This window comes from Pseudomonas sp. CBZ-4 (assembly GCF_000346755.1).
Taxonomy (GTDB): Bacteria; Pseudomonadota; Gammaproteobacteria; order Pseudomonadales; family Pseudomonadaceae; genus Aquipseudomonas.
In genome coordinates this window covers 1-25,668 of the sequence record NZ_ANNV01000026.1, presented here as the reverse complement: position 1 = coordinate 25,668, position 25,668 = coordinate 1, and the positions used below count along the sequence as shown (strand labels likewise).

Annotated in this window: 22 protein-coding genes; 12 read left to right on the top strand and 10 right to left on the bottom strand. The window is 61.4% G+C overall.

Annotated features, from left to right (window positions below; all coding sequences use genetic code 11):
• Positions 1 to 204 precede the first annotated feature (204 nt).
• A complete protein-coding gene (locus tag B348_RS0103605) occupies positions 205 to 2,706 on the top strand; it encodes a LuxR C-terminal-related transcriptional regulator (RefSeq protein ID WP_017734794.1) in 2,502 nt (833 codons plus the stop codon).
• Here B348_RS0103605 and B348_RS0103600 read toward each other — a convergent pair.
• Positions 2,703 to 3,578, bottom strand: coding sequence for a helix-turn-helix domain-containing protein (locus tag B348_RS0103600; RefSeq protein WP_026136524.1), 876 nt, complete (start codon positions 3,576 to 3,578; stop codon positions 2,703 to 2,705). The genes B348_RS0103605 and B348_RS0103600 overlap by 4 nt on opposite strands.
• A 138-nt stretch (positions 3,579 to 3,716) precedes the next feature.
• On the opposite strand from B348_RS0103600, the gene B348_RS0103595 reads away from it, so the two are divergent.
• Complete coding sequence (locus B348_RS0103595; RefSeq protein ID WP_017734792.1) at positions 3,717 to 4,619, top strand: DMT family transporter; 903 nt, start codon at positions 3,717 to 3,719, stop codon at positions 4,617 to 4,619.
• Positions 4,620 to 4,752: 133 nt separating this feature from the next.
• Here B348_RS0103595 and norR read toward each other — a convergent pair whose 3' ends face one another.
• Complete coding sequence (gene norR / locus B348_RS0103590) at positions 4,753 to 6,276, bottom strand: nitric oxide reductase transcriptional regulator NorR (RefSeq protein WP_017734791.1); 1,524 nt, start codon at positions 6,274 to 6,276, stop codon at positions 4,753 to 4,755.
• A gap of 147 nt (positions 6,277 to 6,423) precedes the next feature.
• Between norR and hmpA the strand changes: the two genes are divergently transcribed.
• The 8 genes from hmpA (at position 6,424) to B348_RS0103550 (ending at position 15,206) form a co-directional block, all read left to right on the top strand.
• On the top strand, positions 6,424 to 7,605 hold the full coding sequence (gene hmpA, locus B348_RS0103585) for an NO-inducible flavohemoprotein (RefSeq protein WP_017734790.1): 1,182 nt from the start codon (positions 6,424 to 6,426) through the stop codon (positions 7,603 to 7,605).
• 228 nt (positions 7,606 to 7,833) lie between these two features.
• Positions 7,834 to 8,340 (top strand): disulfide bond formation protein B, encoded by a 507-nt coding sequence (locus B348_RS0103580; RefSeq protein WP_017734789.1) that lies wholly within the window; start codon positions 7,834 to 7,836, stop codon positions 8,338 to 8,340.
• A 792-nt stretch (positions 8,341 to 9,132) separates the two neighbouring features.
• Positions 9,133 to 10,074 (top strand): ubiquinol oxidase subunit II, encoded by a 942-nt coding sequence (gene cyoA, locus B348_RS0103575; RefSeq protein ID WP_026136523.1) that lies wholly within the window; start codon positions 9,133 to 9,135, stop codon positions 10,072 to 10,074.
• Between the two features lie 3 nt (positions 10,075 to 10,077).
• On the top strand, positions 10,078 to 12,096 hold the full coding sequence (gene cyoB / locus B348_RS0103570; protein ID WP_017734787.1) for a cytochrome o ubiquinol oxidase subunit I: 2,019 nt from the start codon (positions 10,078 to 10,080) through the stop codon (positions 12,094 to 12,096).
• 3 nt (positions 12,097 to 12,099) lie between these two features.
• The gene (locus B348_RS0103565) at positions 12,100 to 12,726 is read left to right on the top strand and encodes a cytochrome o ubiquinol oxidase subunit III (protein ID WP_017734786.1); all 627 of its coding nucleotides are present in this window, start codon (positions 12,100 to 12,102) and stop codon (positions 12,724 to 12,726) included.
• On the top strand, positions 12,726 to 13,067 hold the full coding sequence (gene cyoD / locus B348_RS0103560) for a cytochrome o ubiquinol oxidase subunit IV (RefSeq protein ID WP_017734785.1): 342 nt from the start codon (positions 12,726 to 12,728) through the stop codon (positions 13,065 to 13,067). The genes B348_RS0103565 and cyoD overlap by 1 nt, the downstream gene beginning before the upstream one ends.
• Before the next feature lie 11 nt (positions 13,068 to 13,078).
• Complete coding sequence (gene cyoE, locus B348_RS0103555; RefSeq protein WP_003194050.1) at positions 13,079 to 13,966, top strand: heme o synthase; 888 nt, start codon at positions 13,079 to 13,081, stop codon at positions 13,964 to 13,966.
• A gap of 145 nt (positions 13,967 to 14,111) precedes the next feature.
• Positions 14,112 to 15,206, top strand: a complete 1,095-nt coding sequence (locus B348_RS0103550) for a pyridoxal phosphate-dependent aminotransferase (protein ID WP_017734784.1) — start codon at positions 14,112 to 14,114, stop codon at positions 15,204 to 15,206.
• A 164-nt stretch (positions 15,207 to 15,370) separates the two neighbouring features.
• On the opposite strand, the gene B348_RS0103545 is transcribed toward B348_RS0103550, so the two are convergent.
• Complete coding sequence (locus B348_RS0103545) at positions 15,371 to 16,075, bottom strand: hypothetical protein (protein WP_017734783.1); 705 nt, start codon at positions 16,073 to 16,075, stop codon at positions 15,371 to 15,373.
• A gap of 71 nt (positions 16,076 to 16,146) precedes the next feature.
• Entirely contained in the window at positions 16,147 to 16,650 is a 504-nt protein-coding gene (locus tag B348_RS0103540; protein WP_017734782.1) for a DUF6622 family protein, read from the bottom strand.
• Between the two features lie 202 nt (positions 16,651 to 16,852).
• On the opposite strand from B348_RS0103540, the gene B348_RS0103535 reads away from it, so the two are divergent.
• Entirely contained in the window at positions 16,853 to 18,877 is a 2,025-nt protein-coding gene (locus B348_RS0103535; RefSeq protein ID WP_017734781.1) for a c-type cytochrome, read from the top strand.
• On the opposite strand, the gene B348_RS0103530 is transcribed toward B348_RS0103535, so the two are convergent.
• Positions 18,874 to 20,124, bottom strand: a complete 1,251-nt coding sequence (locus B348_RS0103530) for an aspartate aminotransferase family protein (protein WP_017734780.1) — start codon at positions 20,122 to 20,124, stop codon at positions 18,874 to 18,876. The two genes, B348_RS0103535 and B348_RS0103530, sit on opposite strands and share 4 nt — an antisense overlap.
• 186 nt (positions 20,125 to 20,310) lie before the next feature.
• Between B348_RS0103530 and B348_RS0103525 the strand changes: the two genes are divergently transcribed.
• Positions 20,311 to 21,327, top strand: coding sequence for an amino acid ABC transporter substrate-binding protein (locus B348_RS0103525; RefSeq protein ID WP_017734779.1), 1,017 nt, complete (start codon positions 20,311 to 20,313; stop codon positions 21,325 to 21,327).
• Positions 21,328 to 21,452: 125 nt separating this feature from the next.
• Here B348_RS0103525 and B348_RS0103520 read toward each other — a convergent pair whose 3' ends face one another.
• The 5 genes from B348_RS0103520 to B348_RS01000000129680 all read right to left on the bottom strand — a co-directional run.
• Complete coding sequence (locus B348_RS0103520) at positions 21,453 to 22,466, bottom strand: diguanylate cyclase domain-containing protein (RefSeq protein WP_017734778.1); 1,014 nt, start codon at positions 22,464 to 22,466, stop codon at positions 21,453 to 21,455.
• A 116-nt stretch (positions 22,467 to 22,582) separates the two neighbouring features.
• Entirely contained in the window at positions 22,583 to 22,906 is a 324-nt protein-coding gene (locus B348_RS01000000129685) for an XRE family transcriptional regulator (protein WP_017734777.1), read from the bottom strand.
• A gap of 10 nt (positions 22,907 to 22,916) precedes the next feature.
• On the bottom strand, positions 22,917 to 23,258 hold the full coding sequence (locus tag B348_RS0103510; RefSeq protein ID WP_017734776.1) for a type II toxin-antitoxin system RelE/ParE family toxin: 342 nt from the start codon (positions 23,256 to 23,258) through the stop codon (positions 22,917 to 22,919).
• A 191-nt stretch (positions 23,259 to 23,449) separates the two neighbouring features.
• Positions 23,450 to 25,327, bottom strand: a complete 1,878-nt coding sequence (locus tag B348_RS0103505) for an alkaline phosphatase D family protein (protein ID WP_026136522.1) — start codon at positions 25,325 to 25,327, stop codon at positions 23,450 to 23,452.
• Positions 25,328 to 25,441: 114 nt separating this feature from the next.
• A partial coding sequence (locus B348_RS01000000129680; protein WP_032864684.1) for a hypothetical protein occupies positions 25,442 to 25,668 on the bottom strand: 227 nt, incomplete at its 5' end.

Sequence of the window (25,668 nt, the reverse complement as noted above, 5' to 3'; positions counted from 1 at the left end):
CCTCGGTATGTCATTCGGACCGAGGTGATGCTATCGCAGGCAAGCCAGCTCCCACATAAGCCAAAGCTCCCACACAAAGCAGCTCCCACATTTGCTTTTGTGCATGGCCGCCAATCACCCCGCTGAATACTTCTTCAACAACCCTTAGCCACAGGACTAGGGTACGCATCAGGTTGCATAACAATAAAAAAGCAGGATGCAGCAATGACCGCCATGACACGCTGCCTGGACCGTCCTGGATTCATGCCCCGGCTGTCCGCCCACCATCTGCTGCGCCCGCGCCTGGCCGCGCCGTTGTTGGCGGCGCAGGCCCGGGTCAAGCTGCTCTGCGCCCCCGGCGGCAGCGGCAAGAGCGCGTTGCTCGCCGAGTGCGCCTTGCAGGCGCCCAACGGTTGCCAGGTGTATTGGCTGCCGCTCAATGGCATCACCCTCAGCCCGCTGGAATTATGCCAGCGCCTCGCCCTGAATCTGGGCCTGACCTTTACCGATGAAGCCACGCTGCTGCTCGACCTCGCTCGTTGGCAGGCCCCGGCGTGGTTGTTCCTCGATGATTTCAGCCGCCTGCCCGCGCCCGAGCTGGACGCGTTGCTCGACCGCCTGCTCACCGCCAGCAGCCCGGCGTTGACCTGGTGGCTCGGCGCCCGGCGCCGGCCGCTGTGCAACTGGCCGCGCTTGCTGCTCGACGATGAATTGCTGGAATGCAGCAGCAGCGAATTGGCCTTCAGCGCGGCGGAAATCCAGCTGCTGCTGAGCCCCGGGCACAGCGTGGACAGCGTCATGCAGTTCAGCGCCGGCTGGTGCGCCGGTGTGCGCATCGCCTTGCTCGGCGACGGGCACCCGGACAAGACCCTGCTCGATTACCTGCAACACGAACTCTTCAGCACTTTGCCAGCCGAGCTCGCCGAAGCCTGGCGCGTGCTCGCCCATCTGCCGCGTTTCAACGCCGGCTTGTGCGAGCACCTGTTCGGCTTTGGCGACGGCGATCAGTACCTGCACGATTTGCAGGCCTTTGGCGCCTACATCCAGCCGTGGGAAGACGCCGCCGACTGGCTGCAAGTGTTCCCACCGCTCGCGCACTTGCTGCGCGATGAACCCTGGCCGGCCAAGCGCTCCTGGCACCGGCGCGCCTGCCAGTGGTTCACCGCCGAACAGGACTGGCAAGCGGCGTTCGAGCAAGCGCTGCTGGCCGAAGAGTACGAGGTGGCGGTGAGCCTGTTGCAGCACTTCAGCTTCGAAGACCTGTTTCGCCAGCAGAACGCCGTGCTGCTGTTGCGCCTGCATGAGCAGCATGGCGATGAATTGATGCTCGGTTCGGCGCAATTGGTCGGCCTGGTTACGGCGGCACTGTTGTTTGCCGGGCGCTTCGATCAGGCGGCGCAGTGCATCGATCAATTGGCGCGTTTCGCGCCGCAACCCACGGCGGCGCAACAGGCCTATCTGCTGGGGCGCTGGCAGGCGCAGTGGGGCTGGTTGCTGCACCTGCGCGGCGATGCCGATGGCGCGCGCGGGCATTTCCTCGAAGCCTTGCACGCGTTGCCCGACAGCGCCTGGACGTCGCGCCTGATGTGCCTGTCGGGTCTGACCCAGCAAGCCTTGCTGCGCGGCGAGTTGGACGTGGCCCAGGCCTTGAGCCGCGAGGCACTGTGCCTGGCCCGTGCCCACGGTTCGTTGGTGCTGGAGGCATTGCTGGAGTTGGACCACGCCCAGTTGCTGGAGCAGCGCGGCGCACCTTACCGCGCGCAAAGCCTGCTGGAAGGCGTGCAGGCGATGTTGCTCAAGCAGCGCCTCAAGGCCGGGCCGCTGGTGGGGCGTATCGCCTTGCGCCGTGGGCATCTGGCGTTGCGCCAAGGGCAGGACGTGCTGGCTGCCGAGTGTTTCGACGCCGGCTTGCCGATGTGCCTGCACAGCCAGGACAAACGCGTGCTCTACGGTTTTCTCGGCCTGGCGCTGTTGGCGGCCAACCGCGGCGATTACGCCCAGGCCTTTGTCCAGCTGCGCGACGCCGAGCGGCTGATGCAGCAGCGCCTGGTGCCGGAGTCGGTGTATCGCGCGGTGTTGTTGTTGGTCAGTGGGCACTTCTGGTTACAGCAGGGCCGCGCCGAATTGACGGTGGAAGCGGTGCGCCGGGTGTTGCGTCACTTCCGGGGGCCGCAGGCCAAGCAGGCGCCGCCGGCGACGTTGGAGTTGATACCGCGTCTGGAATATCTGCTGGTGCTGGCCGAGGTCAAACTGGGCTGTGCCGAGCAACCGCTGGAGCGCTTGAGTGCCTTGCTGGCGACTGTCCAGCAGCGCGGCATGTTGTGCCTGGAAACCGAACTGCACCTGGTGCTGGGCGAGGTGGCCTGGCAACTCGGCGACTCAGCCCAGGCGCGGCGTTCGTTGCAGGCCGGCTTGGAACTGGCGGCGCGTTGCCAGGTACAGCAGGCGATTCGTGAGCTGCGTTTGCGCTCGCCGGGGTTGTTGAGTGACGTGGGGCTTGAAGCGCCAGTGTCGCCGGCCGGGACGGCGGAAAACCCCCTGAGCCAGCGCGAACTGGAAGTGCTGCAACTGATTGCCCAAGGCAGCTCCAACCTGGAAATCGCCGACCGCCTGTTTATCTCCCTGCACACGGTCAAGACCCACGCGCGGCGCATCCACAGCAAGCTCGGCGTGGAGCGGCGCACGCAAGCCGTGGCCAAGGCGAAGACGCTGGGCTTGATGGTCTAGGCGCAGAACGCCTGGCGGTATTCGCCGGGCGTGGCGCCCATGGCCTGGCGAAAGCGGCTGGTGAAGTGGCTGGCGCTGGAAAAACCGCACATCAGGGCGATCTCGCCAAGGGGCAGGGCGCCGCCACGCAGTAACGCCTGGGCGCGGGTCAAGCGGCGCGCCAGCAGGTACTGATGAGGTGGCAGGCCGAAGCTTTGGCGGAACATCCGCGCGAAATGGTATTCCGACAGCGCGCACAACCCGGCCAATTGGCCGAGGCTGATGGGGTCTTCGAGGTGTTGGTCGATGTACTCCACCAACAATCGCCGCTGGTACGCCGCCAACCCGCCTTTCAACCGTAGCCCGTCGCGCGCGCCCACTTGGCTGAGCAGGGTGTGGCTGAGCATTTCATGGGCCAGGCTGCTGGTCAGCAAGCGTTCGGCGGGTTCGTGCCAGTTGAGGGCGATCAACTGGTGGAAGCGCCGGGCCTGGCTGGCGTCCTCCAGGAAGGTGCTTTCGCGCAGTTGCAGCGTGCGCGGCTCGCGGTCGAGCAAGGTGACGCAACCGAGGGCGAACTGTTCCGGGCTGAAATACACGTGGGCCAGGCGGATCTCGCCGTTGATCACCCAGGCCGACTGGTGCTCGGCGGGCAGGATGCATAGCTTGTCGGGGCCGCCCTTGGTGCCGGGCTGGTCACGGCGGAATGTACCGGTGCCCCCACCGATGTAGCAGGACAAGGTGTGGTGGCTCGGCGCCTGGTAATCCTGGGCGTCGTGATGGTTGCTCCACAAGGCCGCAGACAAACCGTCACCGAGCTCGGCGCAGGCTTCAAGGCGTGCGTTGGGCGAGCGGTTAAGGGCTTGGAAGACTTGCAGGGATTCCAGTTCGGGCATGGTGAGCACTCGTTGACGCCTTGCATCCTACTCCGCGGCGCTGGCGCTGTGATCCCGCTGGGCGACAAAAGCGCAAGAATCTGCAAGAGACTTGCCCGGGATGGGCGCGACACTGAGGCTCAATCGATGGAGCCCGCTATGAACCTTTCCCTGTATTTACTCACCGTGCTGATCTGGGGCACCACCTGGATTGCCCTCAAATGGCAGCTGGGCGTGGTGGCGATCCCGGTGTCCATCGTCTATCGCTTCGGCCTCGCCGCGCTGGTGCTGTTCGCGCTGTTGCTGCTCAGCCGCAAGCTGCAGGTGATGAACCGGCGCGGGCATTTGATCTGCCTGGCCCAGGGCTTGTGCCTGTTTTGCGTGAACTTCATGTGCTTCTTGACGGCCAGCCAGTGGATCCCCAGCGGCCTGGTGGCGGTGGTGTTTTCCACGGCCACGTTGTGGAACGCGCTGAACGCCCGGGTGTTTTTCGGCCAGCGGGTGGCGCGCAACGTGCTGATGGGCGGCGGTCTGGGTTTGGCCGGTTTGGGCTTTTTATTCTGGCCGGAGCTGGTCGGGCACACCGCCAGCCCGCAGACCTTGCTGGGGTTGGGTTTGGCATTGCTGGGGACCATGTGCTTCTCGGCGGGCAACATGCTGTCGAGCCTGCAACAGAAGGCCGGGCTCAAGCCGCTGACCGCCAACGCCTGGGGCATGGCCTATGGGGCGGCGATGTTGGCGACCTATTGCGCGGTGCGTGGGATTCCGTTCGAGATGGACTGGAGCGCGCGGTACATCGGCGCGTTGTGGTACCTGGTGATTCCGGGCTCGGTGATTGGGTTTACCGCCTACCTGACGTTGGTCGGGCGCATGGGGCCGGAGCGTGCGGCGTATTGCACGGTGCTGTTCCCGGTGGTGGCGCTGAATGTGTCGGCGTTTGCCGAGGGCTACCAATGGACTGGGCCGGCGTTGGTGGGGTTGGTGCTGGTGATGTTGGGGAATGTGTTGGTGTTCAGAAAGCCCAAGCCCGTTACCCCGGTCCTCAAGGCACAGCAAATCTAATGTGGGAGCTGGCTTGTGTGGGAGCTGGCTTGCCCGCGAAGGCGGCCTGTCAGTTAACACAGATACAGCTGACCTACCGCTATCGCAGGCAAGCCAGCTCCCACACAAGCCAGCTCCCACAGTTACCGCGTCACTATTTGAGACCGAGGCGCTTGGCCATGCGGCCGAGGTTGGCGCGGTCGAGGCCCAGTTCGCGGGCCGCACTGGCCCAGTTGTGCTGGTGGCGCTCCAGGCAGGCGCTGATGATCTGGCGCTGAAAGTGCTCGGTGGCCTGGCGCAAATCGCCGGTTACCACGGGCATCACGTCGGCCGGGGCTTCAATGGTGGGCGCGGTGACGTCCGGCAAGTCGAGGTCCTGGGCGCTGAGGCTGAGAATCTTCGGCCGCTCGCGGCAGTTGCCCAGGGCTTTCAGCGCGCTGCGGCCGATCAGGTGTTCCAGTTCGCGCACATTGCCCGGCCAGTTGTAGGCCAGCAGCGCCGCCTGCGCGTCGCTGGTCAGGCGCAGGCTGCCCAGGCCCATGCGTGAGCGGTTCTGTTCGAGGAAGAAACCGGCCAGCAGCAACACATCCCGCCCGCGTTCGCGCAGGGCCGGCACTTGCAGCGGGTACACGCTGAGGCGGTGGTAGAAGTCGGCGCGGTAGCGGCCGTTGCGCACTTCTTCGGCGAGGTCGCGGTTGGTGGCGGCGATCAGGCGCACGTCGACGTGATGCTCCTTGTCCGAACCCAGGCGCTGCAACTGGCCGCTTTGCAGCACGCGCAGCAGCTTGGCCTGCACGGTCAGGGACAGCTCACCCACCTCATCGAGGAACAGCGTGCCGCCATTGGCCAGTTCGAACTTGCCGCGGCGCTCGTTCAATGCGCCGGTGAACGCGCCGCGCACATGGCCGAACAGCTCGCTTTCCACCAGGGTTTCCGGCAGGGCCGCGCAGTTGAGGCTGATCAGCGGTTTGTCCGCACGGGGCGAGGCGGCGTGGATCGCCTGGGCGACCAACTCCTTGCCCACGCCGGTTTCGCCGGTGATCAGCACGGTGAGGTCGCTGCCGCCCACCAGCTTGATCTCTTCCACCAGGCGCTTGTGGGGTTTGCTCTGGCCGATCATTTCCTTGTGCTGCTGGCCGCTGGCTTCGCGGTAGATTTCGGCGCGCAGGGTCAGGCGCTCGATCCGTTCGGCGACGTTGACGGTGGCGGCGGCAAGGCTGGCGAAGGCTTGCAGGGCGTCCAGTTCGACCCGTTCGAAGCGCTCGGTGTCGAGGGCATCGAGGGTCAGCAGCCCCCACGGCTTGTCGTCGACAAACAGCGGGCAGCCCATGCAGTCGTGGACTTCCAGCTGCCCATGCAGGCCGGCGACCAGGCCGTCGTAGGGGTCGGGCAATTCGCTGTCGCTGTCAAAGCGCGTCGGCCCGGGGCTGCTCAACAGCACCTCAAAACGCGGGTGCTCGCTGACTTTGAAACGCCGGCCAAGGGTGTCGGGGCTCAAACCGTCCACCGCCAGCGGCACCAGCCACTCGCCGTCCAGGCGCAACAGCGCGGCGGCATCGCAGGGCAGCAGGGCGCGCATGGCTTGCAACAAGCGGCGGTAGCGCTCGCCTTCGGGCAGTTCGCGGGACAGGTCGGCGACCAGGGGCAGCAGGGTGGTGAGCAGGGATTGCGCAGTCATAATGACTCCTTGTAGTCCTTATGACTATAAGGCGTAGGAAGTCATACTGACTACATATTATTCAAGTCATTGAAATATAAGGGTTTATAACTTGGCATGAATACTGATTAGGTAAAGGCAATCAGTAAAAAGACCCAGGAGTCTGCCATGCTTAGTGCCCAAGACCGTGCCATCGTCAAATCCACTGTGCCCCTGCTGGAAAGCGGCGGCGAAGCGCTGATCACCCATTTTTACCGCATGATGCTGTCCGAGTACCCCGAGGTTCGCCCGCTGTTCAATCAGGCCCACCAGTCCAGCGGCGACCAGCCGCGCGCGCTGGCCAATGGCGTGCTGATGTATGCGCGGCATATCGATCAGTTGGACCAGCTGGGCGACTTGGTGGCGAAGATCATCAACAAGCACGTGGCCTTGCAGATCCTGCCGGAGCATTACCCGATCGTCGGCGCGTGCCTGCTGCGCGCCATTTCCGAAGTGCTGGGCAGCGAGATTGCCACCCCTGAGGTGATGAGTGCCTGGGGCGCGGCCTATAGTCAGCTGGCGGATATCCTGATCGGTGCCGAAGCAGCCATCTACGACGAGAAAGCCCAGGCCCCCGGTGGCTGGCGCGGTGCGCGGGCGTTCACGCTGGTCAAGCGGGTGGAGGAGAGCGCCGAGATCATTTCCTTCTACTTTGCGCCGGTGGATAACGGCCCGATCCTGGCGGCGGCGCCGGGGCAGTACATCGGCATGAAGCTGGTGCTCGATGGCGAGGAAGTGCGCCGCAACTATTCCCTGTCGGCCTTGAGCGATGCCGGGCAGTACCGCATCAGCGTCAAGCGCGAGGCGGGTGGGCGGGTGTCGAACTATCTGCATGATCAAGTGCCGGTCGGCGCGACCATCGACCTGTTCCCGCCGTCGGGGGAATTCACCCTGGCCGCTGGCGACAAACCGCTGGTGTTGATCAGCGGCGGGGTGGGCATCACGCCAACCTTGCCGATGCTTGAAGCGGCGCTGGCGAGCGGGCGGCCGGTGCACTTTATCCACTGTGCGCGTAATGGCGGGGTGCATGCGTTCCGCGACTGGGTGGATGGCCTGGCGGCCAAGCATCCGCAGTTGCAGCGCTTCTATTGCTATGCCGAGGATGATGGTGTGAGCCCGGCGGCGGATAAGGTTGGGCTGTTGAGCCAGGAACAATTGGCGGCGTGGTTGCCTGAACAGCGCGACATCGATGCCTACTTCCTTGGGCCAAAAGGCTTTATGGGTGCGATCAAGCGCCACCTGAAGGCGTTGGGTGTGCCGGAGAAGCAAAGCCGGTATGAGTTCTTCGGCCCGGCTGCGGCGCTGGAATAACACGGTCAAAAAATGTGGGAGCTGGCTTGCCTGCGATAGCATTACCTCGGTTTACCTGAACCACCGAGGTGCCTGCATCGCAGGCAAGCCAGCTCCCACAAAAGCCCGGCTCCCACATTTTCGTTTTGCATTTCTCCAGATTAATCTCCTGTTAACCCCCTTCTGTTTAAACCTCTCTCTGTGTGTAAACTTGCGGCCATTGGCACGACCAGACAAAGGGAAACTGAGATGAGTGACGAATTGCGTTTAGGCAGGGAGCGGCGCTTTCTGGTGTTGCTGGGCATCATCTGCCTGGCGCTGATCGGCGGTGCGCTGTATATGCAGGTGGTGCTGGGCGAGGCACCGTGCCCGCTGTGCATCCTGCAACGCTATGCGTTGCTGCTGATCGCGATCTTCGCCTTCATCGGCGCGGCCATGCGCCGTAAAGGCGCGGTCACCCTGTTCGAAGGCCTGGTGGTGCTCAGTGCCCTCGGTGGCGTGGCGGCAGCCGGCCATCACGTGTACACCCAGTTCTTCCCCCAGGTCAGCTGTGGCATTGATGTGTTGCAACCGATCGTCGACGACCTGCCCCTGGCCAAGGTGTTCCCCCTGGGCTTCCAGGTCGATGGTTTCTGCAGCACGCCGTACCCGCCGGTGCTGGGCCTGTCCCTGGCGCAATGGGCGCTGGTGGCGTTCGTATTGACCGTGATCCTGGTGCCCCTGGGCATTTACCGTAACCGTCAACGCCAGGCCTGAAGCCATCGGGCAAAACGCCCCGGTCTTCCTGAGGGAAGGCCGGGGCGTTTTTGTTTGTAGGGTTTTGTGAAGGGAGCGTGACGCCGGACAATTACGGGTGCGCGCAGCGTGCGACATGTTGTCACACGGAAGCTGCCGCAGGACGTTTCCCGCTCGCGGATTGCCCCATTAAATTTGCCTAAAACGCGCAATTTGTGCTGTCAGTTCGTGGTCTGGGCGGGGCCGCGCACCTCACGCCGCCCAAGCCTTTGCGTGATGTCCGAATGCCTTGTTTTATGGGGACTTTGCTGCCTTTTGCATGCCCTTACAAGGCGTAAGGGCTGTGACAGATCCAGCAATAACACGGCAATTTTTGTGGTTTTTGTTGAGAATCGAACACGATAAGATCGCGAACCTTTGCGGTTTTGGTGAAGGATTGTTGCTGGAATCGATAAAAATTATTTCTTTATAAGACATGGTTTATACATCGCTAGCTAACTACAATCGCCCGCACTGAATGTCCGGTGCTGTTCAATATTTGAGCACTGGAGCGGTCGAGGGGCAGATGGACGGCTCTGTGCGACCCCAAGGTTCCGGCAGCCTTTCAACTATCCGCACCAAATGGAATTGGTCTGTAACAAGGCCTTTAACCACGAAATCGAATAAGAACTCACCGCAGGTCCGTGAAACGCGCCGTTATGGCGTGATGGGCAGGCTCTTATTCAATCGAAGAGAAATGCCAACCCTTGGCAGGGTGAAGTGTTGGCGATCAAAACCCAACTGCATTGCGCAAGCTGCTTTAGAGGTCGTGAGATGAGTAAAAACAGGTACCCCCGATTACTAGGCTTTTTGCCGCTGATTGGCATGCTGTTAATGCTGGGAGGCTGCAAGTGGACCTTGATGGACCCTAAAGGACAGATCGGTCTGGATCAACGAAACCTGATCATCACCGCTACCCTGCTGATGCTGCTGGTCGTGGTCCCTGTGATCATCATGACCTTCGCCTTCGCCTGGAAATACCGCGCGTCGAACACCAGCGCGACCTACGCGCCGAAGTGGTCGCACTCCACCAAGATTGAAATCGCGGTGTGGCTGGTTCCGGTCCTCATCATCATCGCCCTGGGTTACATCACCTATAAGTCGACCCACGAGCTGGACCCGTACCGTCCGCTGGTCTCCGACGTCAAGCCGATCAACATCGAAGTGGTCGCGCTGGACTGGAAGTGGCTGTTCATCTACCCGGACCTGGGTATCGCCACCGTCAACGAGATCCAGTTCCCGGAGAACACCCCGCTTAACTTCCGGATCACCTCCGACGCCGTGATGAACTCGTTCTTCATCCCAGCCCTGGGCGGTCAGATCTACGCGATGGCAGGCATGCAGACTCGCCTGCACCTGATCGCCAACGAAAAAGCTGTAATGGAAGGCATCTCCGCGAACTACAGCGGCGCTGGCTTCACCGGCATGAAATTCAAAGCGATCTCGACAAGCCAGGAAGATTTCAACGCCTGGGTCGCCGAAGTCAAGGCCGCACCTAAACAGCTTGATCAAGCTGAATACGACGCCCTGACCAAACCAAGCCAGAACAACCCTGTCGCCCTGTACTCCACGTACGAGCCGGACCTGTTTCAGAAAATCGTCGACAAGTACGAAGGTATGAAGCCAGGCAAGCCGGTCAAGCACGAGAAGAAAGAAGTGGCCGCGGTTGAAGGTTCTGACACGGGCTCGCATTCAACTGCTGGGGCAGAGGAGTAAACGATGTTTGGTAAATTAAGTTGGGATGCGATCCCGTTCCACGAGCCGATTGTGATGATTACCATCGCCATGATCGCGCTGGGTGGTCTGGGGCTGTTTGCGGCAATCACTTATTTCAAGAAGTGGACCTACCTGTGGACCGAGTGGCTGACTTCGGTTGACCACAAGAAAATCGGTGTCATGTACATCATCGTGGCCATGGTCATGCTGCTGCGCGGCTTTGCCGACGCCATCATGATGCGTACCCAGCTGGCCATGGCCACCGAGGGTTCGCCTGGCTACCTGCCACCTGAACACTATGACCAGATCTTCACCGCCCACGGTGTGATCATGATCATCTTCATGGCGATGCCATTCTTCACCGGCCTGATGAACCTTGCAGTGCCGCTGCAGATCGGCGCGCGTGACGTTGCCTACCCGTTCCTGAACTCCCTGAGCTTCTGGCTGCTGGTGTCCGGCGTGGTGCTGATCAACGTATCCCTGGGCGTCGGCGAATTCGCCAAGACCGGTTGGGTTGCGTATCCGCCATTGTCGGGCCTGCAATACAGCCCTGGCGTGGGTGTGGACTACTACATCTGGGCCCTACAGCTATCAGGACTCGGGACGACGCTGACGGGGGTCAACTTCCTGGCCACCGTGCTGAAAATGCGCGCCCCTGGCATGAAACTGATGGACATGCCGATCTTCACCTGGACCTGCACCTGGGCCAACGTCCTGATCGTGGCTTCGTTCCCGATCCTGGCCGCCACCATGGCGCTGCTGTCGCTTGACCGTTACCTGGATTTCCACATTTTCACCAATGAACTTGGTGGCAATCCAATGATGTACGTGAACCTGTTCTGGGCATGGGGTCACCCTGAGGTGTACATCCTGATCCTGCCAGCGTTCGGTATCTTCTCCGAAGTGATCTCGACCTTTACCGGCAAGCGCCTGTTCGGTCACCACTCGATGGTTTACGCATCGGGCGCAATCTCTGTACTGGGCTTCATGGTTTGGCTGCACCACTTCTTCACCATGGGTTCGGGGGCCAGCGTCAACGCCTTCTTCGGCCTGGCGACGATGCTGATTTCCATCCCGACGGGGGTGAAGCTATTCAACTGGCTATTCACCATCTACCACGGTCGTCTGCGCATGACCAGCCAGGTTCTGTGGACCCTGGGCTTCATGGTGACCTTCGCCATCGGCGGCATGACTGGCGTACTGCTGGCCATCCCGGGTGCTGACTTCGTCCTGCACAACAGCCTGTTCGTGATCGCGCACTTCCATAACGTGATCATCGGTGGTGCGGTATTCGGTTACATCGCAGGTTTCAGCTTCTACTTCCCGAAAGCGTTCGGCTTCAAGCTGCACGAAGGCTGGGGCAAGGCTGCATTCTGGTTCTGGATCTCGGGCTTCTTCGTCGCGTTCATGCCGCTCTACGCTCTGGGCTTCATGGGCATGACCCGTCGTCTGAACGCTACGACCAACCCTGAGTGGGTACCGTACCTGTACGTTGCCATGTTCGGTGCGATCATGATCGCGGTCGGTATCGCCTGCCAGTTGATCCAGCTGTACGTGAGTATCCGTGACCGTAAGCAGAACGCTTGCGACTCCGGCGACCCATGGAATGGCCACACCCTGGAATGGTCGACTTCGTCGCCACCACCGTTCTACAACTTCGCCGTGATCCCGACTGCGAACACCATTGATGCGTTCACCGAAGCCAAGGAAGACGGTACTGCGTACCAGAAGCCGGCCAAGTACGAACCGATCCACATGCCAAGCAACACCGCCACTGGCGTGGTGATGGGTGCGCTGTTGACCGTGTTCGGTTTCGCGATGATCTGGCACATCTGGTGGCTGGCAATCGCAAGCCTGGTTGGCACTATCGGTTACTTCATCGTTCACGCAGCCCGTGACGATCAAGGCTACATGGTGCCGGTCGAAGAGATCGAACGCATCGAAGCCGAGCAGCACGCTCGCCTGGTAGCCGAGAAGAAGATCCCGGCCAACCGTGTTGAAACCTCGTTGGAACAGGCTTAAACCATGTCGAACTTAGTGACCAATGCTGGACACGCCCATGTCGATGACCATGGGCACGATGACCATCACCACGACTCGGGGCCGATGACCGTTTTCGGTTTCTGGCTCTACCTGATGACCGACTGCATCTTGTTTGCGTCGATCTTCGCGGTGTACGCGGTACTGGTAAACAACGTAGCGGGTGGCCCGTCGGGCCACGACATCTTCGAACTGCCTTACGTGCTCGGTGAAACCGCCTTGCTGTTGTTCAGTTCGATCACCTACGGCTTCGCCATGTTGGCCTTCTACAAGGGCAACAAGAAAGGCGTACTGAGCTGGTTGGGCCTGACCTTCCTGTTCGGCCTGGGCTTCATCGGCATGGAGATCAACGAGTTCCACCTGCTGATCTCCGAAGGCTACGGTCCGCACCGTAGTGGCTTCCTGTCCGCGTTCTTCACGCTGGTAGGCACCCACGGTCTGCACGTAACGGCCGGCCTGCTGTGGATGGCGGTGATGATGTATCAGGTCAATAAACACGGCCTGACCAACACCAACAAGACTCGCCTGAGCTGCCTGAGCCTGTTCTGGCACTTCCTGGACGTGGTCTGGATCTGCGTCTTCACCGTTGTTTACCTGATGGGGACTCTGTAATGGCTAATGCACACTCCCATGACCATGACAGCCATGATTCGAGCCACGGCAGCGTCAAGTCGTACGCCATCGGCTTCATCCTGTCGGTAATCCTGACGCTCATCCCGTTTGGTCTGGTGATGTACCCGACCCTGCCGAAATCGATCACCTTGATGATCGTGCTGGCATTCGCGGTGATTCAGGTTCTGGTTCACCTGGTGTACTTCCTGCACCTGGATCGTTCCAAAGAGCAGCGCGATAACGTGATTGCGTTCGTGTTCGCAGGGTTGGTAATCCTGCTGCTGGTTGGCCTGTCGATATGGATCATGTTCAGCATCCATACGTTCATGATGGCGAAGTGAGGTAAGACCCGATGTCGCTTAAGCACTTTATCCAAATCACCAAACCGGGGATCATTTTCGGTAACGTGCTTTCTGTGGCGGGCGGTTTCTTCCTGGCCTCCAAGGGACATGTCGATCTGGCCATTTTCCTGGCTGCGATGATCGGTACGTCCCTGGTGGTTGCTTCCGGTTGCGTGTTCAACAACTGCATCGACCGTGACATCGATATCAAGATGGAGCGCACCAAGAATCGGGTGCTGGTCCAGGGCCTTATCTCCCTGAAACTGGCACTGATCTATGCGACCGTCCTCGGTGTTGCCGGCGTGGCGTTGTTGTACAAGGTGGCCAACCCGCTGGCGGCGCTGTTTGCCGTGATCGGTTTTGTCATCTACGTCGGCCTCTACAGCCTGTACCTCAAGCGCAAGTCGGTTCACGGCACGCTGGTGGGCAGTCTGTCGGGGGCGATGCCGCCGGTGATTGGTTATGTGGCTGTGACCAATAGCTTCGACATGGCCGCGCTGACGCTACTGGTGATGTTCAGCCTGTGGCAGATGCCGCACTCCTACGCCATTGCGATCTTCCGCTTCAATGACTACCTGGCTGCGTCGATTCCGGTTCTGCCGGTCAAGCGTGGCATCCAGGTGGCCAAGAAACACATCCTGCTGTACATCCTGGCCTTCCTTGTGGCGACCTTGATGTTGACCTTCAGTGGCTACGCCGGCATGAGCTACCTCGCCGTCGCTGCCGCCATGGGCATGTACTGGTTGTACATGGCCTGGACCGGCTACAAGGCGGTGGATGACACCGTCTGGGCGCGCAAGCTGTTCGTGTTCTCGATCTTCACCATCACCGCGCTCAGCGTGATGATGTCCCTGGATTTCCAAGTGCCGAAAGAGCTGTTGCTGACCTACGCTCACTGAGTGGTCCCGCAGTGAAAGAGCCCCGCCTTCGACAGAAGCGCGGGGCTTTTTCTTGGGCGCGCGGTTAAATCGGACTACGCTTTTCTCGTCATACTCCTCTGTACGAGTTGTGCGAATCCATCCCCGCCTTACAAGGAGTTACCCCATGGTCAGCGTTAGTCGTCGGTCCCTTCTCGCCGTGGGCGCTGCCCTGCCATTGTTGGGGCGCCTGGATTGGGCGGTGGCCAGCCCCAAGCCGGGCAAGGCGGACAAGGTGCGGCTCAACTACAACGAAAGCCCCTACGGCCCCTCAGGCGCGGCGCGTGAGGCGATGCAGCGCGGCATTGCCACGGCCGGGTTGTATCCCTACGGCCACATGTACGCGTTGGCCGGGCTGTTTGCCCAGCAGCAAGGGATTGCCGAGGACCAGGTGGCGGTGTTTGCCGGCTCCATGGCGGCCCTGCGCTTTGCGGTGCTGGCGTTCACCAACGAAAGCCGTGGCCTGGTGATGGCCACGCCGTCCTACGAAGTGCCGCGCCAGGCAGCCGAGTCGCGCAAGGCGCCGGTGCAGGAGGTCAGCCTCAACGCCGAACACGCCCACGACGTGCCCGCGATGCTGGCGGCCGATCCCCAGGCAGGCATGCTCTACCTGTGCAACCCCAACAACCCCACGGGCACCATGACCCCCACCGAGGCGATCCGCCAGGCCCTTGCGAACAAACCCAAGGGCAGCGTGCTGGTGGTGGACGAGGCCTACATCGACTTCTCCGACGCCCCCAGCGTGATCAGTTGGGTCAAGGACCACGACGACCTGCTGGTGCTGCGCACCTTCTCGAAAATCTACGGCATGGCCGGCGCCCGCGTTGGCCTGGCGATTGGTCATCCCAAGTTGCTCGAACAACTGGCGGTGTTTGGCGGCGACAACGTCCCGGCCGGTTCCGGCCTGCTTGGTGCCAAGGCCAGCCTGGAAGACGTCAAGCTGCTGCCCCAGCGCAAGGCGCTCAATGCGCAACTGCGCGACGAGACCGTGGCCTGGCTGAAGGGGCGTGGTTTTACTTGCACCGTGTCGCAGAGCAACTGCTTCATGATTGACGTGAAGCAACCGGCCGAACAGGTGATCGAACGCTTGGCGGAGCAGGGCGTGATGGTCGGGCGGGTGTGGAAAAACTGGCCGCAGTGGGTGCGAGTGACGGTGGGGAACAAGCAGGATATGCAGCGGTTTCGGCAGGCGTTTGAGGCGCAGGATGTGCGGGCTGTGTAATCCGCTACAAAAACAGATGTGGGAGCGGGCTTGTGTGGGAGCTGGCTTGTCGGGTCGCCGCATCGCTGCGATGCGGACACCTCGGTACATCAGTTGCACTGAGGTGATGCCATCGCAGGCAAGCCAGCTCCCACATTGGGTTCAACAGTGTTGCGGGCTAAGCGTTACTGCTGCGCGATGCTGTAACCCTCAAACGCACTCTGCTGCTGCAGCGCAGCAATCACCGTCTTGCGGCTGAGCGGCTGCTCGGCGCCGGTGTTGTCCACAAAGCTTTCCACTTCCAGCTCGGCTTCATCGCCTTCACCGACAAAGCTGAAACCGAGGAACTCAAACGCCTCGCGGTCAACGTTCAGCTTCGAGCGCGGTGTACGCAATGGCAGGGTGACGCTGATGCCGTCCTTGCTGATCACAAACACTTCGGCTTCTTTCTTCGGGCGTGAGGCCTTGCTCTTGCCGGCGCTTGGGTTGCTGATGGCCTGGTGGCTCTGGTTCAGCACTTTCAACGCCAGGCCGTAGACCAGCTCCTGGAACTCGGGATCGTCCTTGAAGCTGGACAGGATGCGGCTGATGGAGAACTTGCTGCTCAGGTCTTCCAGGGCAATGCTGTCGGCGGCTTCGGCGTCCTTGAGTTGCTTGAGCTGGCCCATCAGGTCGTAGGCTTTGTCATCGTCAAAGGCGTCGTGGGCCTGGCGGATGGCCACGCGCAGCTCGCGGATCTGGTCGCTTTCCTTGGAGGTGTGAAACGCATCCAGCACCATCTCGCTGATGATCTTGGCGGCGGGCACATGCTGTGAAAGATTGATGGCGTTTTCGTATTCAGCTTTGGATTGCAAGGCGACTACGGATTCTTCGTGGTGGGAATCAGACATTGAAATTTCACTACTTCAGTAAACGGGAGACAAAAAAGCGTCGCGCATTTTCAAGGCGTGGGGGGATCAGGTCAAGGCAGCACATTGCCCTCATCGCGGCGCAAGGCGGCAAGCGCCCGCTGCAGCGTGATGGTCCGCCCGCAAAACAGACCTACGGTAAATCCCGAGACCGCGCCGATGGTCGCCAGCATGTCCGGTGTGCTCAGCAGCAACGGATGCACCGCCTGCTGGTAGCCGAAGTAATACTTCACGGCGAAGAACAACTGCGAGATCAGCAGGGTCTTCCAGGTGCCTGGCAGGACCAGGGTTTCGCCATGGGCGTCGAGGCGGGCGCCGTTGGCGTTGAACAGCAGCATCCCCACCAGGCTGCCGACCACCGCGCCGCCGGCCCAGGCGCTGCTCGACAGCAGTGAAGGTGCCAGCGACATCAGCGACCACACCACCAGCACCACCGGCAGGATCAGCAGCGAGCGCCGATTCTCGCGCCCGCCCAGGCAGGCCTTGACGCCGTAGTAGCAAATCCACAGGTAAACGGCGTAAACCCAGAGGGGCGTGCCTTGGAGGATGTCGAGCATGGTGCGCTTCCGTGCGAGAGAGGTAAGCGCTGGATAGTCGTTGAGCCCTCGTCCTCTTGTCCATCGTTTTGCCCCTGACCCATATCAAAACCCCCCGCCGGTAAATCCGTTACAACAGCCAAAGCCTGATGAACCCATAAAAACGACAACTGACCTGCGCCGAGGGGACCACCCCAGGCCAGGTGATTAAAGGACTAACACGATGGCGCTTTCTCTTGCACGCCTGGCCATGCTGGGGGCGACGCTGTGTCTGGCGCTTCCCCTGTACGCCAACCCCGCCGACACCCCGCTGATCGAACACGGCAAGTACGTCGCACAACTGGGCGACTGCATCGCCTGCCACACCGCCAAGCAAGGCCAGGTGATGGCGGGCGGGCTGGAACTGAGTACGCCGATGGGCAGGATCTTCTCCAGCAATATCACGCCCGACCGTGAAACCGGCATCGGCAACTACAGCTTCGAGCAATTCGACCGGGTCATGCGCGAAGGCGTTACGCCGAGCGGTATGAACCTGTACCCGGCGATGCCGTATCCGTCCTACGCGAAGATGAGCGAGGAGGATATGCGTGCCCTGTACGCCTACCTGATGCAAGGCGTCGAGCCGGTGCAGCAGGCCAACCTCGAAGCGGACATGGGTTTCCCGTTCAACCAGCGCTGGGGCCTGGCGCTGTGGAATTTCGCCTTTCTCGATAAACGGCCGTTCGCACCTGACCCGACGCGGGATGCGTCGCTCAACCGTGGCGCGTACCTGGTCCAGGGCCTGGGCCATTGCGGTTCCTGCCACACGCCGCGCGGCATCGCCTTCCAGGAAAAAGCCCTGAGTGATGAAGGCAGCAGCGGCCAGCATTACCTGGCCGGTGAAACCGTCGAGCACTGGCGCGCCTTGAGCCTGCGCAACCTGTGGACCGTGGAAGACACCGTGCAATTGCTCAAGACCGGGCAAAACCGCTTCGCCACGGTCGCCGGCAACATGGCCGATGTGATTCACCACAGCACCCAGCATTTTAGCGATGACGACCTCACGGCCATCGCCCGTTACCTCAAATCCCTGCCGCCGGGCAAAGACGACCTGCCGATGCCGTCCGTGGCCCATGCCCCCGCTGCGCCGCCGGCGGACCTGTTTACCAGCCGTGGCGGCCTGGGTTACATGCAGTTCTGCAGTGACTGCCATCGCAGCGATGGCGCTGGCGTCAAAGGCCTGTTCCCGCCACTGGCGGGCAACCCGAGCATTGCGTCCAGCAACCCGACGTCGCTGCTGCATATCACCCTCACCGGTTGGGAAACCGCGCAAACGGCCGCCCATCCTCGGGTCTACACCATGCCCGGTTTCGCCCGCCTGGCGGATCAGGAAATCGCCGAGATCCTCAGCTTTGTGCGCACGCGCTGGGGCAACGAGGGCACCCCCATCAGCGCCGCCCAGGTGAAAAAACTGCGCGAGCAACTCAACCCGGCCACTACCGACTCATCGGCATTCGAAACCCCGCGCCTGGCCGACCTGCTCGCCGCGCCCAACGCGGAGCAAGTGGTGCGCGGCATGCGCCTGCACCTGCAAACCAAGGCGCTGCTGCCGGACAACGTCGGCAATGCGCTCAATTGCACCAGTTGCCATCTCAACGCCGGCACCGTGGCGGACGGCTCGCCGTTTGTCGGCGTGTCGGCGTTCTTCCCCAGCTACGCGCCACGTGCCGGCAAGGTGGTGACCCTGGAAGAGCGCATCAACGGCTGCTTCCGCCGTTCGATGAATGGCAAGCCACTGGCGCCGCAATCGGCGGATATGCAAGCGATGGTCGCCTACTTCGACTGGATGAAAAACAACACGCGCCCCGAAGACAAAGTCGCCGGGCGTGGCGTGGGCAAGGTCGATCCGGCGATCAAGCCGGACTTGGCCAATGGCCAGGCGGTGTACGCCAAGCAATGCGCGGTATGCCATGGCGACAATGGCCAGGGCCTGGCGCGCGCCGACGGTGAGCTGATCTACCCGCCGCTGTGGGGCGAGCAATCGTTCAATATCGGCGCCGGCATGGCTCGCACGTATACGGCGGCGGCGTTCGTCAAACGCAATATGCCGATTGGCTTCCATGAGAAATTTCCCCTGGGCCAAGGCGGTTTGTCCGACCAGGACGCGGTGGACGTGGCGGCCTACTTCTCGGGGCAGCCGCGTCCGGACTTCCCGGACAAGGTCAAGGACTGGCCCAACGGCGGCAAGCCCGTGGATGCGCGCTACTAGGTCAACTGCCGCAGGCAGGCCTCGAGGATATCCAGGCCTTCCTCCAGCACCGCGGGCTCAATGGTCAGCGGTGCGAGCAAACGGATGATATGCCGCGACTTGCCGCTGGGCATCAGCAGCAAGCCGGCATCCCGCGCCAGGCCCAGCAATTGCGCCAGTTGCTGTGGGGCGGGTGTGCCGTCGGCGTGGGCCAATTCGATACCGCGCATGGCGCCGACACCGGTCAGGCGGCCCAGGTAGGGTGACAGGCCTTGCGCCTGCCAGCGTGTATAGCGGCTGACGATGGCTTCTTCCTGTTGTGAACCCCAGCTTTTCAGGTGGGCATCGCTCATCGCGTCCAGGGTGGCCAAAGCCGCCGCGCACGCAATGGGGTTGCCGGAATAGGTGCCGCCCAGCCCGCCCTTGGGCAGGTTGTCGAGCAACGCCTGGCGCCCGACCACCGCACCCAGCGGCACACCACCGGCGATGCTTTTGCCCAGCAGGATCAGGTCCGGCTCGATGCCCAGCCGCGAAAAGGCAAAGCGCTGGCCAGTCCGGCCAAAGCCCGATTGGATTTCATCGGCAATCAGCAGGATATTTTTCTCATCGCAGAAGCGCCGCAGGGCTTGGGCGAATTCCCTGTCCAGGGCGAGGAAACCGCCTTCGCCCTGCACCGGCTCGAGGATGAAACAGGCCACGTCATTGACGTCGATTTCCACGCTGAACAGACGGTCCATGGCCTTCAGGGCTTCGGCGCAGGTCACGTCGTTATCGGCACTGGGATAGGGCAGGTGATACACAGGGCCGGGTAATACGCCGACCTTTTGCTTGTAGGGCGCCACCTTGCCGTTGAGGTTCAGGGTGGCCAGGGTGCGGCCGTGAAAGGCGCCGTCAAACGCGACCACCGCCGTACGGCCAGTGGCGCCGCGTACGATCTTCAAGGCGTTTTCCGCCGCTTCCGCGCCGCTGTTGGTGAGCATGCCGCTGACCGGGTAGTCCACCGGGATAAACGCGGTGAGACGTTCCATCAGCTCGATGTAAGGCGCGTGGGGCGCTGCGTTGAAGGCGTAGTGGGTCAACTTCGTCGCTTGCTCACGAATCGCATCCACCACGCCGGGGTGGCAATGGCCGAGGTTGAGCACGCCAATGCCGCCGACAAAATCGATATAGCGCTTGCCCGTGCTGTCCCAGACCTCGGCGTTCTTGCCGTGGCTGAGGGTGATGGGGTGGACGATGGAAATCGATTGGCTGATGGTTGCGCGGCTCATGAATCCTCGACTCGGCGGTGGCGGGCTTCTTTTTATCTAAGCTGCGCGCCGGGCCTGGGCACAAACGAAATAAAGTCGCCGGGTCATTCCAAATCGGAACGAGTTGTTGCCGAAAGGTCGTTTGTGGCAATGCGCTCACGGGACTGATACTGCCCGACCAATAAGAATCGACAGGGAGAGTTGCCCATGAAATACCTCAAGAACACCTTGGTCGCCATCGCCTGCGCTTGGGCGGCGAGCGCCCAGGCGGGCGTGACCCTGGAGGCGATCCAGAAGAAAGGCTTTATCCAGTGCGGCGTCAGTGATGGCCTGCCGGGCTTTGGCGTGCCGGACAGCACGGGCAAGATGACCGGCATCGATGTGGACGTGTGCCACGCGGTCGCTGCGGCCGTGTTCGGCGATGCGTCAAAGGTGAAGTTCAGCCAGTTGACCGCCAAGGAGCGTTTCACTGCGTTGCAGTCCGGCGAAATCGACCTGATCTCGCGCAACACCACCTGGACCAGCTCCCGCGATGCGGGCATGGGCCTGGTGTTCACCGGTGTGACCTACTACGACGGCATCGGCTTTCTGGTGAACAACAAGCTGGGGGTGACCGGGGCCAGGCAGTTGGATGGCGCCACCGTGTGCATCCAGGCGGGCACCACCACCGAGCTCAACGTCGCCGACTACTTCCGCACCCATGGCATGAAGTACACGCCGATCACCTTCGACACCGCCGATGAAAGCGCCAAGGGCCTTGAAGCCGGGCGCTGCGACGTGTTGACCACCGACCAGTCGGGCCTGTACGCCCAGCGCATCAAGATGGCTCACCCGGACGAGTTTGTGGTGTTGCCGGAGATTATCTCCAAGGAACCCCTGGGCCCGCTGGTACGCAAGGGCGATGACGAGTGGTTCAGCATCGTCAAGTGGACCCTGTTTGCCATGCTCAATGCCGAAGAAATGGGCATCACCTCGCAGAATGTCGAGGAACAGGCGAAGACCACCAAGAACCCGGACGTCGCGCGCTTGCTCGGCGCCGACGGCGAGTACGGCAAGGACCTCAAGCTGCGCAGGGATTGGGTGGTGCAGATCGTCAAGCAGGTGGGCAACTACGGCGAAGTGTTCGAGCGCAACATCGGCCAGGGCAGCGTGCTGAAGATCAAGCGCGGGCTCAATGCGCTGTGGAACAACGGCGGCATCCAGTACGCGCCGCCGGTCAGGTAAGTACTTGGGCGTCAATACTGACGCCATCGCAGGCAAGCCAGCTCCCACAGTTGGAATGCAATCCCCCTGTGGGAGCGGGCTTGCCCGCGATGGCGGCACTACAGCCAATAGAGATACCGGCTGATCTACTCCGAAACCACATCCTTGCCCGCCGCCTTGGACCGGTACAACGCCTGATCGGCCCGCGCCATCAGCGCCGCCGGAGACTCGCCGGGGTGACGCTGCACCACCCCCAGGCTCAGGCTCACGTTGAAGCTGCCCAGGGTGGGCATCTGCGCGATTTTTTCGCGAATGCGCTCGGCCAGCGCCCTTGCCGTTTCCAGGTTGCCTTGAGGCAGCACCACCATGAACTCATCACCGCCCCAGCGCGCCAGCAGGTCGGCAGGGCGTAGGCAGGTTTCCAGGTTTTCGACCACCTGCACCAGCGTCTGATCGCCCACGGCGTGGCCGTAGCGGTCATTGATCGGCTTGAAATCATCGATATCCATGGCCACCAGTGCCAGCGGCAGGCGGAAACGCTCGGCGCGGTCGCATTCTTCCAGCAGCACTTTTTCCAGGCGATAGCGGTTGGCCACGCGGGTGAGCGTGTCGCGCTCGGCCAGGGAGCGATTTTCGTCCAGTTGCAGCTGCAGCTGTTGGTTGACCCGTGACAGTTCACGGGTGCGCTCGGCCACCAGGGCTTCAAGGGATTGATTGCGCCGTTCCAACTGCTCGAGTGAGCATTTACGCGTATGAATATCGCGATGGGCGCCAACCATGCGCGCGACCGAACCGTCGGGGTTGCGCGTAACGATGTAGCCACGGTCTTCGATCCACAGGTAAGTGCCGTCGGCTTTGCGGCAGCGGTACTCGGCTTGGTAGTGCGGGGCGTGTTGGTGGATGTAGTTGTCAAACACCGTCATCACCTGGGGGTAATCCTCGGGATGGATCACGTTCTCCCAGGTGAACACGCTGTTATCCAGGGAGTGGCGGGGGTAGCCGAGCATTTCGTACCAGCCGGGGTTGCGGTACACAAAACCGGTGTTGGCGTTCCAGTCCCAGATCCCGTCGCTGACCAACTCCATGACCGCGTGCAGCATGTCGGCGTTCAGGTCGGCAAAGTCATTCTTCATCGGCTTGCTGCTGGATGTATCGTCCATATGCGCTTCCTGCGTGGGCTGGCTTCCAAGGCCAGTCATGGTTGACGCCGATACTCCGTGGCTGGGGCTACTGTACATCGCGGCTTGCGGGGTTTGAATAGGGTGGGGGAGGTGCTTTAGTGGGGGTAGCGATGGGCTATCATCGTGTCTGTATCGGAGTCTGGCACCAGGCGTACTTCCACACGATGGCCCAATGCTCTTGCCGCACTCGCCAAAGTGGCCAGTGTCATGCCTGCATCATTTTGGTCCAGTGCCCGATCTACGGCCGTGCGGCTGGTATGCATGCGTTCCGCCAGGGCTTTTTTACTGACCTTTTGCGACTTCATGGCCTCTGCCAACTGCCAGGCGATAACGCGTTTCAATGCGCCAGCAGAGACTTCTTCGATCAGGCCATCCTCGTTGAGGAAATCATCGAAGTTGGAGCCAATGTGTTTGTTCATGGGGTGTTCCTCATAGCTTGCTTTTACGCTGTCTGGCGGTAGCTAATTCGACCTGCGGTGTTTTCTGAGTCTTTTTGATGAAGCCGTGCAGTAACACGATTTCGCTATCAACCAACGTGAAAATGACCCGCGAAATGTTTTCACCGAGGTCGGTTCGGATTTCCCAGAGCCGATGCTCCAGCTTTCGAACCAGCGGCATCCCCAGCGGCCATGCAAACTGGACCGACTTGATGTCCGTGCCGATGCGTTTTCTTGACTCCCTGGGTAGTTCCATCAGCCATTCACGCACGGGCTCGTTGCCAGCCTCCGTTCGGAAAAAAGCGACGTTCAACACGAGATGTATGTCGTTCACAGAGGGTGCACCAAAATAGGTTCATGTGGCAATCGGCGATTGATGGGGCTTTTCGCAAAGAGCGGTAAGAGCCTGGCACTTTTTTTGTGAACGGCGGGGGTTGGAAATTTTCAAAAAATTTCAGAAAAAATAAGTGTTTATGATAATTCTGAAAAGAAGGTACGAAGGTGGCTTTGCATGCGTAGGAACGTTTACTGCGGCGCCACCATCCTCGTCCGTGGCGTCCCATCCGCGTTGTGCTGGTAAATCGCCTCAGGCTGGCCCTGTTCGTTGAAGAACACCTGGCCAATCCCCGCCGAGTTCCACAACCGTTCACCCGCTTCGGCGTGCTCCGGGATGTGCGGTACCACCTGCATGGTGCGCCGGCGCGTGAACCAGTTGAGTGGCGAACGCGGTGAGTAGAGCCAGCGGTTGAGGCGGTCGAACCATTCCAGCAAACGTGGCGGGAATTCGTTCTTGATGCCGCTGCTGGTGATTTGCCAGATCTTCGGGCCGGCGTTGCGGTGGCGGATCAGCACTTCGTAGACAAATGAGTAGTGCACGTCCCCGGAGAGGATCACGTAGTTACCCGGCGTGCGGGAGTGGCGGAAGATGTTGAGGATCACCTGGGCCGCGCCGCGATGGGCCATCCAGTTTTCGGCGTCCACCAGCAGCGGGTAGCCGCACCAGCTGAACACCTTTTGTATGGTCTCGATCAGCTTCACGCCAAAGATCGGCGCGGGCGAAACGATGATGGCGCTCGGATGATCCAGCAGCGCCTGTTGCAGTTCGCTCAGGGCTTCCCAGTCCAGCAGGCCGGAAGGTTGGGTGAGGTTGAACTCGCTGCGCCAGCGGCGGGTGCGGGTGTCGAGTACCACCAGGGCGGGCGTGGTCGGCAATACGTAGTGCCAGTGCTGGAATTTCAGCAGGGTTTCGAGCAATGCATCCTGTTTGTTCGCGTCGAGATGATTGTCCTTGGCCTCGCCGGTGAGTGTTTGGACCTGGCCCAGCAACGTGTCGAAGACATCCGGCTGGTTGCCCCAGCCCTGGCACAGCAGGTAGGCCAGCAGTGCGTTACCAATGATGCGCTTGGAGAACGGGTGGCCGTAGGCGGTTTCTTCCCACTGGGCGCTGAGGTTCCAGTCATCGGTGATGTCGTGGTCGTCGAAGATCATCAGGGTGGGCAGGTGGGCGAATACCCGTGCAACGCCCGGCAGGCCATCGCGGAAGCGCTCGATCTGCACCTGTTCACCGGTATAACGCTGTTGTTCTTCGGCGCTCAGTTGCGGCGGTTGCGGGCTGATCAGCGTCCAGGGCGTGGGCGACCACACCAGCAAGTACATGGCGATGACTTCGGCGAAGGTCACCAAGTGGTTGTCGGCGGTGCTGCTGGTGAAGATCGGCTTCTTTACGCCGCCAAAAAAACGCTCGCGCAGGGTCTTGTTGCTGTCCAGCGCCGGCAGCAGGTCGGCGCGATGGTAGTAGCTGGCGCGATGCCCGTAAAGGCTAGAGCTGTCCTCTACCACGGCACCGTCGAGGGATTCGTCGAACAGGCCCAGCCGCTCGATCAGCGCATGAATCGCCCGCAGCATCGGCCCGGCGACATCGTCGGCGTAGATCTGGTCGCCACTCATCATCAACAGGGCCGGGCGTTCGGCCGGGGTGTGGGCGCTGGCCAGCAGGCGGTCTACGCACAGCAGGCCTTCGTCGGCACGGTGGTGCGGTTTACGGCAGGAGCCATGCACCAGTTGGTGGATGCGGCTGTGGAGAATGAAGTTCGGGGTCGCGCCATACAGCAAGTGCGGTGCCCACTCGGCAATGCCGCTGCCGTCGATCAGCAGGTCGTAGCCGATGACTACGTCCTGGGGCAATGCTTCGTCCAGCCGTACGTCGATCAGGTGGATGAAGGCATGACGCCCCACGGGTACGACTTCGCAGTGGTCCTGGTCCAGGACGATCTCCAGGGGCTGCCCGGTGACGTGCAGTCGGAGGGTCAGCGACAGCTGGCGACTGCCTACCAGCCAAAACACCAGGCGTTGGGGTTCGAGTCGGCGCAGAAGCGGTCCAGCAAGGACGGCCGGTTGAAACATAAGGATGAAGGCCCTGTGCAAGGTAAACACGCAGGTTAACCTGGCGGATGTCAGTATTTTGTTGAAATGGTACGAAAGGGAGCTGCTTGCAGCAGCCCCCTTTGCAGGCGCTCGTCAGAGGAGCCTTCCACCACCCAGGCTGTCGATGTTGCTCTGTCTACTCGTGTTTGTGCCGCTGAAATCGACGGTAGCGTTCTGCGTGGGCTGTGGCTGTTGAACGGGGGCGGGAGGCACCGGGGTGTTGTTGGTCTGCTGGATGCTGTTCACGAAGCTTGAAGTAGCGCTGAAAAAAATTTCCATCAGGTATTCCTCTGTAGGTTCGGCGGGGGGGGGGGGGGGGG